Origin of the sequence: Catellatospora sp. NPDC049133 (assembly GCF_040648455.1) — a bacterium.
GTDB lineage: Bacteria > Actinomycetota > Actinomycetes > Mycobacteriales > Micromonosporaceae > Catellatospora > Catellatospora aurea.
In genome coordinates, this window is the sequence record NZ_JBEZDT010000010.1 from 197,118 (window position 1) to 210,237 (window position 13,120).

A 13,120-nucleotide genomic window follows, 5' to 3' on the forward strand; every position below is an offset into this window, starting at 1 on the left:
TCAGACGAAGAAGTACGTGAACGGGGCCCAGGGCAGGTTGCGCAGCACCATGAAGACCGCCCACGCGCCCAGGAACCAGGCGAGGTGCTTGGGAGTGATCTTGAGCTGGGGCAGCTTCCACTTGAAGGTGGTGTTGCCCGCCCAGGCCACGTACATGTAGATCAGGAACGGCACGGCGAAGACGAACATGATGTGGTGGCGGGCCGCCGCGGGCAGGTCGCCTTGCATCAGATACCAGGCGGCGCGGGTGCCGCCGCAGCCCGGGCAGTCGAAGCCGGTCAGCATCTTGACCAGGCAGGTCGGCGTCGCGTTCGCGCCGACGTTGGCCGGGTCGGCCAGCTGGGTGTAGGTCAGCGCGCCGCCGATGCAGGCCAGCGCCGCCAGCGGGCCCGCCCAGACCGGCGTATGGGCGCGCAGCCAGTCGGTGAACCGGGTGATCCGGTCGGCCGGCGGAGGCGTGAAGGGGTCGCCCGCGAACTGCGGGCCGTGCGGGTTCACAGCGGCGGAGGCCTCGGTCACAACACCGAACTTACACTGCCCCGCATACCCGCGTCGGCGAGCGCGTCAGCCAGATCGCCGCGCTCGGGCGCGGCCACCTCGCCCAGTCCGAGCCAGGCCGCCAGCCTGCGCAACTCGACCGCGAGGGCCTCGGCCGTGGCGTGCTCGTCGACCCCGGGCTCGGCCCATGCGGCGGGCACCCGCAGCACCCCGGCCCGCCGGTCGGCCTTCAGGTCCACCCGGGCCGCGAACCGGTCCCCGTGCAGGAACGGCAGCACGTAGTAGCCGTGCACGCGCTGCTCCTGGGGCACGTAGATCTCGATGCGGTAGCGCAGGTCGAACAGCCGCTCGGTGCGCGACCGTTCCCAGATCAGCGGATCGAACGGGCTGACCAGCGTGGACACCGCGACCTTGCGGGGCAGGGCGGCGTCGCGGTGCCGCCAGGCCCGGTGCTTCCAGCCCTGGACCTGGGTGGGGATGAGCACCCCGGCCTCGGTCAGCTCGGCGATCGCGGTGCGGGCCCCGGCCAGCGGCAGCCGGAAGTAGTCGCGCAGCTCCGGTTCCGCGGCCACGCCCAGGCCGCGCGCCGCGATCTCGACGAGCGCCCGGTACGCCGCCGCCGGCTCCGGTGTCGGGGTGTTCATCACCGCGGCGGGCAGCACCCGCTCGGTGAGGTCGTACAGCCGGGCGAACTGGCTGGTCCGGCCCGCCGAGGTGATCTCGCCGGAGTAGAACAGCCACTCCAGCGCCTTCTTCACGTCCGACCAGTTCCAGCCCCAGTTGTCCTTGGGCTTGGGCACGTCCTGCTCGATCACGGCGGCGGTCACCGGGCCCCGGTCGCGCACCTCCTGCAGCACCCACCGCACCAGGTCCGGCCGCTGCGCGGCGATGTTGCGCGGCCCGCCCCACACGCCCTGCGCGGTCGCCATGCGCCACCGCATCAGCGGCTGCAGCTCTACCGGCAGCAGCGACGCCTCGTGTCCCCAGTACTCGAACAGCCAGCGCGGCCGGCGCGCGCTCGCCCCGTCCAGCACCGCCGGGTCGTACGCCCCGATCCGGCTGTACGCGGGCAGGTAGTGCGCCCGCTGCAACACGTTCACCGAGTCGATCTGCAGCAGCCCCGTGCGCCCCACGACCTTGCGCAGCTGCCGCGCCCCCACCGGCCCTTTCGGCCCCCGGTCCGCGAACCCCTGCGCCGCCAGCGCCATCCGCCGCGCCTGCGCCACCGTCACCGTCTCCACGCCGCCCGACGCTACCCCGCTCCCCCGACGACTTCCGCGAAGGAAGGGCACCTTGCCATCGCCATACGTAGAGGAAGGGCACCTTCTTAACGGTTTGCACCGGGTGAGCAGGCTTTCCTAGGCTCAGCGGCCATGGGGATCACCGTCCGTCCCGAGACGCCGACCGACTGTGCGGCCGTCGCGGCGCTGCACGTACGCGCCTGGCAGGTGGCGTACGCCGGAATCGTGCCCGACCACGTGCTCGGAGCCCTCGACGTGTCCGCCCGCACCGCCTGGCGGCTCGAACGGCTCGCCGACCCGGACAGCCCCTTCCGCAACCTCGTCGGGCTCGACGACGACACGGTCGCCGGCTTCGTCTGCCACGGCCCCTACCGCGCCCAGGAGCTGGACGGCAGCCCGCTGCAGCCGGAGTACGGCGAGATCCTCGCCATCTACGTGCACCCCGACCACTGGGGCACCGGCGCGGGCGACGCCCTGCTGCTGGCCGCGCTGGACGCGCTGCCGCAACCCGAGGTGCGGCTGTGGGCGCTCGCCGACAACCACCGGGCGCTGCGTTTCTACGCCCGGCACGGGCTACACCCGGACGGCCTTCGGGCGACGTACCGGCCCACCGGCAGCGACGTCGACATCCCCGAGCTGCGCTGCACCCTCCGGCGCGGCTGACCCGCCGGACCGGGCTGCCAGCGGCGTGCAGCACAGCAGCGCCAGGCACACCCAGACGTACAGGTTCGACCCGAGCAGCGTGCCGACCCCGCCGACCTCGCCCTCCCACAGCCAGACCACCCGGCTGGACAGGATCACGTACGACACCGCGGCCAGCCCCAGCAGCCACCACCGCCGCCTGCTGCCCGGCTCGGCGGCGAAGCCGCGCTCGACCAGCAGCACGAGCGCCGGGATCAGCCAGACCAGGTGGTGCACCCAGGTGACCGGGCTGATCAGCACACCGATGATGCCGGTGAAGGCGAGCCCGGCGACCTCGTCACCCCGCGCCACCGCCGCCCGGGAACGGACGAACCACACCGCCAGCACGGCCAGCACCAGCACCGCCCACAGCGCCTTGCTCGGGTGACCCGCGGTCAGCCGGGCCACCACGCCCTGCAGCGACTGGTTCGAGATGAACGACAGCACGCCGACCCGGTCGGTGTCCCACAGCGCGCTGGTCCAGAACTCGCGCGAGGCGTCCGGCGCGACCGCCGCCGCGCCCAGCGTGGCCGCCGCGGCCGTGCCGCTGGCCACCGCCGCCGCCCGCCAGCGCTTCGTGATCAGCAGGTACACGATGAAGATGCCCGGGGTCAGCTTGATCGCCGTGGCCAGGCCGATGCCCACGCCGCCCCATTTGCTGCCCTTACGCGTGAACAGCAGCAGGTCCGCCGCGACCAGCCCCAGCAGCAACATGTTGACCTGGCCGAACAGAAACGTCTCACGCATCGGCTCGTACACGGTGACCAGGCACAGCGCGACCGCCACCACGAACCACGGCGTCCAGCGCTGTGCGGCGATGACCGGGCCCAGCAGCAGCCGCAGCAGCCACCAGGTCACCAGCGCCGTCGCCACCGAGCTCACCACGATCGCGGCGGGCCAGGACAGCAGTGCCATCGGCAGCATGGCCAGCGCCGCGAACGGGGGGTACGTGAAGCCGTACGTGCTGTAGGGCCGGACGAAGTCGTAGATCTCGCCGCCACTGGTCCAGAACCGGACGGCGCCGTAGTAGACGTTCAGGTCGAAGAAGCCGTGCCGCTGCGCGAAGAGCGCGACGAACACCAGCGACGCGACGGCCAGTGCCGACACGGTCGCGATCTGCCGTCCGCGGCTCAAGCTCAGACCTCCTGATCAGTGCCCGGATGGGCTCGGTACGCTTTCGGGCGTGGCAGTCGGGTTCGTCCGACCGGCGCGTCCTGACGACGCCGGCGAGATCGCACGTATCCAGTTGGCGACCTGGCGGGTCGCCTATCGCCGGGTGCTGCCCAAACACGTCCTCGACGAGATCGACGAGGCGTTCCTGGCGCAGCGCTGGCTCGACGCGGTGACCACGCCCCCCAGCGCCCGCCACCGGGTCCTCGTCGCCGTGGAGCAGAACGCGGTCGAGCAGGCCGTCCAAGAATACGTGGTGGGATTCGCCGCCTCCGGTCCCTTCGACGACGGTGCGCTGGCCGCGGACGAGGATCACACGCCCGACCGCGAGAATGTGGCGGCGATCACGGACATGCTCGTCGAGCCCCGCTGGGGCCGCCGCGGCCACGGGAGCCGGCTGCTGGCCGCCAGCGTCGACCTGTGGCGCGGCGACAAGTTCGACAGCGCCGTCTGCTGGGCCTTCGACGCCGATGCCGCGACCCGCAAGTTCCTCACCTCAGCCGGCTGGGCCCCCGACGGCGCGACCCGCGCCCTCGACGTCGACGACCTCCTCGTCCCCCAGCTCCGCCTCCACACCACCCTCTGACCCACCCCGCACCACCACGGCCGCCCGCCCCGGTCCGCCGTGCCGTGGGGGTGCCGTGCCGTGCCCCGTTGATCATGAACTTATGGCACGGCTCGACGGCGCGTCATGTCCACAACTTCATGATCACCCAACCTCGCCCGAGCACCCCCGCCCCCGCAGGCCCGTCATGATCGCGACGATCTTGCGCGAGATGTCTGCGGGCAGGCAGGGGCCGGGAGCGGTCGGGTCAGAGGAGGTGGTTGAGGCCCAGGGTGAGGCCGGGGCGGTTGACGACCTCGCGGATGGCGAGAAGGACGCCGGGCATGAAGGAGACGCGGTCGAAGGAGTCGTGGCGGATCGTCAGGGTCTCGCCGGTGGCACCGAAGAGGACCTCCTGGTGGGCGACCAGGCCTGCGGCGCGCACGCTGTGGATGCGTACGCCCCCGACCTCGGCCCCGCGCGCGCCGGCCATCTCGTCGGTGGTGGCGTCGGGCATCGCCGCCTTGCCCGCCGCCTTGCGTGCCTGCTCGATGAGGCGGGCGGTGTGCAGCGCGGTGCCGCTGGGGGCGTCGACCTTCTTCGGGTGGTGCTGCTCGATGATCTCCACCGAGTCGAAGTAGCGGGCGGCGCGCTCGGCGAACTCCATCATCAGCACCGCGCCGATGCCGAAGTTGGGCGCGATCACCACGCCGACCCCGGGCTTCTGGTCGAGCCAGCCCTTGACCTGCGCCAGGCGCTCGTCGGTGAAGCCACTGGTGCCGACCACCACGTTGATGCCCTGGTCGATGCACCAGTGCAGGTTGTCCATCACCACGTCGGGTGCGGTGAAGTCCACCACGACCTGCGCGCCGGCGTCCGAGGCGTTGAACAGCCAGTCGCCCTGGTCGATCATCGCCACGAGGTCGAGGTCGTCGGCCTGGTCGACGGCCCGGCACACCTCGATGCCCATCCGGCCCCGGGCGCCCAGCACACCGACCCGCAGCAGCTCCACGTCATCAGTCACGCGCCCCAACCTAGCGGATCAGACCGCCTCGCCCGCGCCAACCACGCCTTTCTGGGATGCCTGCCAACCGGGACCGCCAACCGCCACTTGATCATGAACTTGTGCCCACGACACACCGCCGACCCGTGCCATAAGTTCATGATCAACCCGCAAGAAGGGTCAGGGCTGGAAGGCGGTCTCCTCGAAGGGGCCGACTACCGCGAGGGACATCGGGGTGTTGAGGATCTTGGCGGCTATGTGGTTGACCTCGTCGAGGGTGACGGACTCGATGCGGCGGAGGAGTTCGTCGACGGACATGAGGTCGCCGTGGAGGAGTTCGCCCTTGCCGAGGCGGCTCATGCGGGAGCCGGTGTCCTCCAGGCCGAGGACCAGGGAGCCCTTGAGCATGCCCTTGCCGCGGCGCAGTTCCTCGGCGGTGATGCCGTGGGCGGCGGCGTCGGACAGTTCCTGGCGGATCAGGGCGAGCACCTCCTCGGCTTTGGCGGGGGCGCAGCCGGCGTACACCGCGAACGTGCCGGTCTCGGCGTACTGCGAGGTGTAGGAGTACACCGAGTACGCCAGCCCGCGCTTCTCGCGGACCTGCTGGAACAGGCGGCTGGACATGCCGCCGCCGAGCACGTTGTTGAGCACCCCGAGCGCGAACCGGCGCTCGTCGTGGCGGTGCAGGGCCGGGCCGCCGAGCACCAGGTGGGCCTGCTCGGTGTCGTCGGGGCGCACCAGGGTGGCCGGGGCGCGGTGCTTGACCCGCGAGTGCGACGAACGCGTCGGCTCGGGTGAGGCGGCCACGTCGTCCCCGAGCGGGGTGCCCGCGAACGCCTCGCGGACCTGCTTGACCACGGTCGCGTGGTCGAGGTTGCCGGCTGCCGCGACGACGATCACCGGCGGGGCGTACCGCCGCCGGTAGAAGCTGTTGATCTGCTTGCGGGTCATCGGCGTGATCGTCTCGACGGTGCCCGAGATCAGCCGGCCCAGCGGGTGGTCGCCGTACACGACCTCGGCGTGCAGGTCGTGCACCTCGTCGCCGGGCTCGTCGGCGTGCATCGCGATCTCTTCGAGGATCACCCCGCGCTCGGTCTCGACGTCGGCCTCGGCCAGCACCGAGTCGGCGACCGCGTCGCACATGACGTCGATGGCCAGCGGCAGGTCCTCGTCGAGCACCCGCGCGTAGTAGCAGGTGTACTCCTTGGCGGTGTACGCGTTGGTCTCGCCGCCGACCGCCTCGATCTGCGCGGAGATGTCCAGCGCGGACCGCTTGCGGGTGCCCTTGAACAGCAGGTGCTCCAGGAAGTGCGAGGCCCCGCCGAGCTGGGGGGCCTCGTCGCGCGAGCCGACCCCGACCCAGATGCCGAAGGTCACGCTGCGCATCGCGGGCACGGCCTCGGTCAGGATGCGCATCCCGTTGGGCAGCGTGGTACGCCGCACCGTCCCGCCCAGCGGGTCGCTGTCGACGGTCCGGGTCACCGCCCGCGAGCCGCCCGTGGGGCGGGTGGCGGGGGCCGATCCGGTGGGCTGCGGCGCGGGCTCGCCGCCGGTGGTGAAGGCAGAAGACATGGGCGGCACGAGTTCCTCAACGGCGGGTAACGGGCACAGCCCGCGGGGAAGAAGTCCTTCCCCGCGGGCTGTGTTCTAGCTGTTCTTGCTGGTCACCGACTAGTCGCGGCGCTGGGTGCGCCGGCGCTCGCCGCCCTCGCGGGACGGGCGGTCGCCACCCTCGCGGCGCGGGCCGCGGTCGCCGCCACGGTCGCCACCGCGCTCGCCGCCCTCGCGGGGCGCCTTGTCGCTGACGATCGGGTTGCCGTCGGGGCCGATCTTGTCCAGGTAGACCTTGCCGCGCGCGTCGATGTCGGCGATGACGACCTCGACCTTGTCGCCGACGTTGAGGAAGTCCTCGACGCGGTCGACCCGCTTGCCGTCGCCCACCTTGGAGATGTGCAGCAGACCGTCGCGGCCGGGCAGCAGCGAGACGAAGGCGCCGAACGCCGCCGTCTTGACCACGGTGCCCAGGAAGCGGTCGCCCACCTTCGGCAGGGTCGGGTTCGCGATGGCGTTGATCCGGTCCACGGCGGCCTGGGCCGACGGGCCGTTGGTCGCGCCGACGTAGATCGTGCCGTCGTCCTCGATGGAGATCTCGGCGCCGGTCTCGTCCTGGATCGCGTTGATGGTCTGGCCCTTGGGCCCGATCACCATGCCGATCTTGTCGACCGGGATCTTGACCGAGGTCACCCGCGGGGCGTACTCGCTCATCTCACCCGGGGCGGCGATGGCCGCGGCCATCACGCCCAGGATGGTCTGGCGCGCCTCGTGGGCCTGCTGCAGCGCGGCGGCCAGCACGTCCGACGGGATGCCGTCGAGCTTGGTGTCCAGCTGCAGGGCGGTCACGAAGTCCGGCGTGCCGGCGACCTTGAAGTCCATGTCGCCGAACGCGTCCTCGGCACCGAGGATGTCGGTCAGCGTCACGTACTGGGTCTTGCCGTCCACCTCGTCGGAGATGAGGCCCATGGCGATGCCGGCGACCGGGGCCTTCAGCGGCACACCGGCGCTCAGCAGCGACATCGTCGACGCGCAGACCGAACCCATCGAGGTCGACCCGTTGGAGCCCAGCGCCTCCGACACCTGCCGGATGGCGTACGGGAACTCCTCGCGCGCCGGCAGCACCGGGATCAGGGCCCGCTCCGCCAGCGCGCCGTGGCCGATCTCGCGGCGCTTCGGCGAGCCGACCCGGCCGGTCTCACCGGTCGAGTACGGCGGGAAGTTGTAGTTGTGCATGTAGCGCTTGGTCTTCGCCGGCGACAGCGTGTCCAGCGCCTGCTCCATGCGCAGCATGTTCAGCGTGGTGACGCCCAGGATCTGGGTCTCGCCCCGCTCGAACAGCGCCGAGCCGTGCACCCGCGGCAGCACCTGCACCTCGGCGGTGAGCTGGCGGATGTCGCGCAGCCCACGGCCGTCCATGCGGACGCCGTCACGCAGCACGCGGTTGCGCACCTCGGACTTGGTCACGGACCGGAACGCGGCCGAGACCTCCTTCTCGCGCCCCTCGAACTGCGGCGCGACCTGGCCGACGACCTTCTCCTTGACCAGGTCGAGGGCCTCTTCGCGATCGGCCTTGCCGGCGATCTTCAGAGCCTCGGCGATCTCGGAGCCCGCCGCCGCCTTCACGGCCGCGTACACGTCGTCCTGGTAGTCCAGGAACACCGGGAACTCGGTCACCGGCTTCGCGGCGACCGCGGCCAGCTCGCTCTGCGCCCGGCACAGCTCGCGGATGGCGATCTTGGCGGCCTCCAGGCCGCCGGCCACGATCTCCTCGGTCGGCGCCTGCGCGCCGCCGGCGACCAGCTTGACGGTGTTCTCCGTCGCCTCGGCCTCGACCATCATGACGGCGACGTCGCCGTCCTCCAGCGCACGGCCGGCGACCACCATGTCGAAGGTGGCGCGCTCCAGCTCGGCGTGGGTCGGGAAGGCCACCCACTGGCCGTCGATGTGCGCCACGCGGGTGGCGCCGATCGGGCCGCTGAACGGCAGGCCGGACAGCTTGGTGGACATGCTGGCCGCGTTGATCGCGACCACGTCGTACGGGTGCTCCGGGTCGAGCGAGAGCACCGTCTCGACGACCTGGACCTCGTTGCGCAGGCCCTTCACGAACGACGGCCGCAGCGGGCGGTCGATCAGGCGGCAGGTGAGGATGGCGTCCTCGCTGGGACGGCCCTCACGGCGGAAGAACGAGCCCGGGATGCGACCCGCGGCGTACATCCGCTCCTCGACGTCCACCGTCAGCGGGAAGAAGTCGAAGCTGTCGCGGGGCTGCTTGCTGGCGGTGGTCGCGGAGAGGACCACCGTGTCGCCCAGTTGGGCGATGACGGAGCCGGCGGCCTGTCGGGCCAGCCGTCCGGTCGAGAAAGTGACCTCACGGGTGCCGAACGACCCGTTGTCGATCACTGCTTTGCTGGTCTGTTCGCCGAGGTTGTGCTCGGTCATGAAGCTGTGTGCTCCTTCTGTCGCGGCACGTGCCGCCCGTTGCCGGTAGGACAGTCGGTCTTCGATCGAAGCGCCCGGAGCTCGCTCCGGACACCACTACCGAGGACCGACCCAAACCGGCCGGCCTGGGTGTGTTGCTTGCGCCAGGCCCGGTGTTCCTCCCGACGGCGGGTCCGTGCCAGGTGTATTCAAACGTCGGGGGAGCGACTGGCGCCGCTCCCCCGTCAGAACTATCGGCGCAGGCCGAGGCGCTCGATGAGCGCACGGTAGCGGGCGATGTCCGACTTCTGCAGGTAGGCCAGCAGCCGCTTGCGGCGGCCGACCAGCAGCAGCAGACCACGACGGCTGTGGTGGTCGTGCTTGTGCTGCTTGAGGTGCTCCGTAAGATCCTGGATCCGCTTGGTGAGGACCGCCACCTGGACCTCCGGCGAACCGGTGTCACCTTCGACGGTGGCGTAGTCCGCCATGATCTGGGTCTTGACTTCAGCGTCGAGCGCCATGGTCTCCCTAACTGTGGGTTCTGTGCCACCCGATATCCCGCGGCGTCGTGCAGGCATACCAGGCCGACACCGGTGACCCGGTGTCCCCTCCAGGCTACCAGTCGGTGAGACACCACCCCGCCGGGATACGCAAACCGCGCGGAACCGGCGGCGAGCTGTGGCCGATCCAGCCCTCAGTAGAGCCGCCGCGAGAACCGATCGACCGCGAGCGCGAACGTCCGATCAAGCAGTTCCTCGACCTCAGGCCACCGCGCCTCCATCGTGTCAGGCGCGCCAGGGGGTGTTCACAGCCGCCGATCCTACGGCTTGGGCACGCTCAGCACCGCTCGCGTGCGGGCCACGTCGTCCTCGATCGCCTCGACCAGGGCCGCGACGCCGTCGAACTTCAGCGTCGGGCGCAGGTGGCTGACGAAGTCGAGGGCCAGGCGCTCGCCGTAGAGGTCGCCGGAGAAGTCGAGCACGTACGCCTCGACGCGCCGGTCCTGTCCCGCGAACGTGGGGTTCGTCCCGATCGACACCGCGGCGGGCAGGCGCTCGTTGCCGCGCACCAGCCAGGCCGCGTACACGCCGTCCGCGGGCACCGCCGCGTACTTGGCGACCATCAGGTTGGCGGTCGGGAAGCCGATCTCCCGCCCGCGCTGGTCGCCGCGGACCACGACGCCCTCCAGCCGGTGCGGGCGGCCCAGCACCGCCGCGGCCGCCTCCACGTCACCGGCGTCCACGCAGGCCCGCACGTACGTAGAGGAGTAGACGGTGCCGTCGCCGGTGACCAGCGGGGCCGACTCGACCGCGAAGCCGAACGTGCGGCCCAGCTTGGCCAGCAGCTCCACGTCCCCGGCCGCCTTGTGACCGAAGCGGAAGTTCTCCCCCACCACGACCAGCGCCGCGTGCAGGTGCTCGACCAGCACGTCGTGCACGAACCGGTCCGCGTCGAGTTTCGAGAAGTCGAGCGTGAACGGCTGCACGCACAGCACGTCGACGCCCAGGCCCGCCAGCAGCTCGGCCTTGCGCTGCGGGGAGGTCAGCATCGCCGGGTGCGAGCCGGGCCGTACCACCTCGGACGGGTGCGGGTCGAAGGTCAGCACCACGGCGGGCAGGCCCATCTCGCGGGCCCGCTTCACGGCGTGGCCGATGGTCTGCTGGTGCCCGGTGTGCACGCCGTCGAAGACGCCGATGGTGACGACCGCGCGGCCCCAGCCGCCCGGCGCCGCGTCATACCCCCGCCAACGCTGCATCACTGCTCGCCTCCCACCAGGACGATCTCCGCCTTGGCCCGGCCGCCGCGCTCTGACATGACGGCGAGCGCGGCCCCGTCCGGGCCCACCACACCGTACGGCCCGGCCTGGCCGACCGCGGGCAGCGGCCCGCCGTGCGACACGATCTTCGCGGCGTCCGCGTCGACGGTGCGCACCGGCATGGCGCGGCGCAGGGCCTGCGCCAACGGCAGCGCCACCGGGTCGGCGAGCTCCGCGAGCTGTTCCAGGGTGTACGCCTCGGCGAGGGTGAACCCGCCCACGGCCGTGCGCCGCAGCGCGATGAGGTGACCACCGACACCCAGCGCGGCGCCCAGGTCGCGGGCGATGGCCCGGATGTAGGTGCCCGACGAGCAGGCCACCTCGACGGCGACGTCGACGACGTCTTCGGTCCGGGTGATCTCGGACACGTCGATCCGGGAGATGGTCACCCGGCGCGCGGGCAGCTCGACCTGCTCGCCCTGGCGCACCCGGTGGTACGAGCGCACCCCGTTCACCTTGATCGCGCTGACCGCCGACGGCACCTGGTCGACCTCGCCCGTCAGCGCGGCCAGCCCGGCCCGGATCTGGTCGTCGGTGACGTGCCCCGCGGGGGTGGTGGTGGTGACGTCGCCCTCGGCGTCGTCGGTGACCGTGTCCTGCCCCAGCCGGATGACGCCCCGGTAGACCTTGGCCGTGCCCACCACGTACGTGAGCAGCCGGGTGGCCTTGCCGACGCCGAGCACCAGCACCCCGGTCGCCATCGGGTCCAGCGTGCCGCCGTGGCCGACCTTGCGGGTGCCCGCAATGCGGCGCACCCTGGCCACCACGTCGTGCGACGTCATGCCGCCCGCCTTGTCGACCACGATCAGCCCGTCGGTCACCGGGCGCTGTTCCCTCTTCCCACTGCTCACAACAGACCAGCCTAGGGCGAGGTGGGAACCGGGCTCGGCACGGCCCAGCCGCCGGTGCGCATCCTCAGCAGCAGGGCCACGAAACGCACCACCATGAACATGGTCAGCCCTGCCCACACCCCGCTCAGGCCGAGGTCGAGGTAGTACGCCAGCCAGGTCAGCGGCAGGAAGCCGGCCACCGCCGCGACGATCGTCAGGTTGCGCAGGTATGCCACGTCGCCGGCACCGATCAGCACCCCGTCGAGGGCGAACACGAGTCCGCCCAGTGGGAGCAGCACCAGGAACCACGGCCAGATCAGCGCCGTCTGCTCCCATACCGCGGGATCGTCGACGAACAGCGCGGGCAGCACCGCCACGCCCGCGCCGAGCACGACGGCGAACGCGACCCCGCACCAGCCGCCCAGCCAGGCGATGCGGCGCGCGGTGCGCTTGGCCGCGGGCGCGTCCCCGGCCCCCAGCTCCGCGCCGACCAGCGACTGTGCGGCGATCGCCACCGAGTCCAGCACCAGCGCGCTGAAGAACCACAGCTGCAGGGCGATCTGGTGGGCGGCCAGCGCGGCCGCGCCGAACCGGGCCGCCACCGCCGCCGCGGACAGGAAGCAGGCCTGGAAGGCCGCGCCCCGCACGATCAGGTTGCCGTTGACCGACAACTGGCGGCGCAGCACGTGCCAGTGCGGCGCGAGCGGCACCCGCTCCACGACCAGCGCCCGCAGGAACAACCCGCCCGAGGCGGCCTGCGCGACCACGTTGGCCCAGGCCGAGCCGACCATGCCCCAGCCCAGCCCGTACACCAGCAACGGGCACAGCACGGCCGAGGCGAGGTTCGCGCCGAGCACGTACCGCAGCGGGCGGCGGGTGTCCTGCACCCCGCGCATCCAGCCGTTGCCGGCCATCGCCAGCAGGATGAACGGCGCGCCCAGGCAGGCGACCCGCAGCCACAGCTCGGCCTGCGCGGCGACCTCGGCGGACTCGGGGCCGTTGCCGGACAGCGCCCGGGTCAGCGGCCCGGCGAACAGCTGCGCCGCGACGACCAGCCCCAGTCCGGCGAGCACGGCCAGCCAGGACGCCTGCACGCCCTCCTGCACGGCCCCGGCCCGGTCGCCCGCTCCGAAGCGGCGCGCGGCCCGGCCCGTGGTCCCGTACGCCAGCACGTTGCCGAGCCAGACGGCCAGCCCGAGCACGGTGCCGGCCATGCCGAGCGCGGCCAGCGGCACGCGGCCCAGGTGGCCCACCACGGCGGTGTCGACCAGCACGTAGAGGGGTTCGGCGGCGAGCACCACCAGCGCCGGCAGCGCCAGCGACGCGATCCGGCGGTAGTCGGTCGCGGATTGCTGTCGCACAGCG

The 13,120-nt window shown here is 71.9% G+C and carries 12 protein-coding genes; 2 read left to right on the top strand and 10 right to left on the bottom strand.

Features of this window, described 5'->3' with window-relative positions; genetic code table 11:
• Positions 1-519, bottom strand: a complete 519-nt coding sequence (locus AB0B35_RS14030; RefSeq protein WP_203693928.1) for a DUF2752 domain-containing protein — start codon at positions 517-519, stop codon at positions 1-3.
• A complete protein-coding gene (locus AB0B35_RS14035) occupies positions 516-1,706 on the bottom strand; it encodes a crosslink repair DNA glycosylase YcaQ family protein (protein WP_361044964.1) in 1,191 nt (396 codons plus the stop codon). The genes AB0B35_RS14030 and AB0B35_RS14035 overlap by 4 nt, the downstream gene beginning before the upstream one ends.
• A gap of 165 nt (positions 1,707-1,871) precedes the next feature.
• On the opposite strand from AB0B35_RS14035, the gene AB0B35_RS14040 reads away from it, so the two are divergent.
• The gene (locus AB0B35_RS14040) at positions 1,872-2,402 is read left to right on the top strand and encodes a GNAT family N-acetyltransferase (RefSeq protein ID WP_361044832.1); all 531 of its coding nucleotides are present in this window, start codon (positions 1,872-1,874) and stop codon (positions 2,400-2,402) included.
• Here the strand turns inward: AB0B35_RS14040 and AB0B35_RS14045 are convergent.
• On the bottom strand, positions 2,313-3,554 hold the full coding sequence (locus AB0B35_RS14045; RefSeq protein WP_361044835.1) for a glycosyltransferase 87 family protein: 1,242 nt from the start codon (positions 3,552-3,554) through the stop codon (positions 2,313-2,315). The two genes, AB0B35_RS14040 and AB0B35_RS14045, sit on opposite strands and share 90 nt — an antisense overlap.
• A 49-nt stretch (positions 3,555-3,603) precedes the next feature.
• On the opposite strand from AB0B35_RS14045, the gene AB0B35_RS14050 reads away from it, so the two are divergent.
• Positions 3,604-4,176 carry a GNAT family N-acetyltransferase gene (locus AB0B35_RS14050; protein WP_203693930.1) on the top strand — a complete coding sequence of 191 codons (573 nt, stop codon included), beginning with the start codon at positions 3,604-3,606 and terminating at the stop codon, positions 4,174-4,176.
• Positions 4,177-4,402: 226 nt separating this feature from the next.
• Here the strand turns inward: AB0B35_RS14050 and dapB are convergent, their stop codons facing one another.
• The 7 genes from dapB to AB0B35_RS14085 all read right to left on the bottom strand — a co-directional run bounded on the left by dapB (position 4,403) and on the right by AB0B35_RS14085 (position 13,116).
• A complete protein-coding gene (gene dapB, locus AB0B35_RS14055) occupies positions 4,403-5,158 on the bottom strand; it encodes a 4-hydroxy-tetrahydrodipicolinate reductase (RefSeq protein WP_361044838.1) in 756 nt (251 codons plus the stop codon).
• Positions 5,159-5,317: 159 nt separating this feature from the next.
• Positions 5,318-6,709, bottom strand: coding sequence for a pitrilysin family protein (locus AB0B35_RS14060; RefSeq protein WP_361044841.1), 1,392 nt, complete (start codon positions 6,707-6,709; stop codon positions 5,318-5,320).
• A 99-nt stretch (positions 6,710-6,808) separates the two neighbouring features.
• Positions 6,809-9,130 carry a polyribonucleotide nucleotidyltransferase gene (locus AB0B35_RS14065; RefSeq protein WP_361044844.1) on the bottom strand — a complete coding sequence of 774 codons (2,322 nt, stop codon included), beginning with the start codon at positions 9,128-9,130 and terminating at the stop codon, positions 6,809-6,811.
• Between the two features lie 230 nt (positions 9,131-9,360).
• On the bottom strand, positions 9,361-9,630 hold the full coding sequence (gene rpsO / locus AB0B35_RS14070) for a 30S ribosomal protein S15 (RefSeq protein ID WP_203693934.1): 270 nt from the start codon (positions 9,628-9,630) through the stop codon (positions 9,361-9,363).
• A 299-nt stretch (positions 9,631-9,929) separates the two neighbouring features.
• Positions 9,930-10,865: a bifunctional riboflavin kinase/FAD synthetase gene (locus tag AB0B35_RS14075; protein WP_361044847.1), complete on the bottom strand. Its 936-nt coding sequence runs from the start codon at positions 10,863-10,865 to the stop codon at positions 9,930-9,932.
• Positions 10,865-11,776 carry a tRNA pseudouridine(55) synthase TruB gene (truB, locus tag AB0B35_RS14080; protein ID WP_361044850.1) on the bottom strand — a complete coding sequence of 304 codons (912 nt, stop codon included), beginning with the start codon at positions 11,774-11,776 and terminating at the stop codon, positions 10,865-10,867. The genes AB0B35_RS14075 and truB overlap by 1 nt, the downstream gene beginning before the upstream one ends.
• 11 nt (positions 11,777-11,787) lie before the next feature.
• Positions 11,788-13,116, bottom strand: coding sequence for an MATE family efflux transporter (locus AB0B35_RS14085; protein ID WP_361044853.1), 1,329 nt, complete (start codon positions 13,114-13,116; stop codon positions 11,788-11,790).
• Between the last annotated feature and the right edge of the window lie 4 nt (positions 13,117-13,120).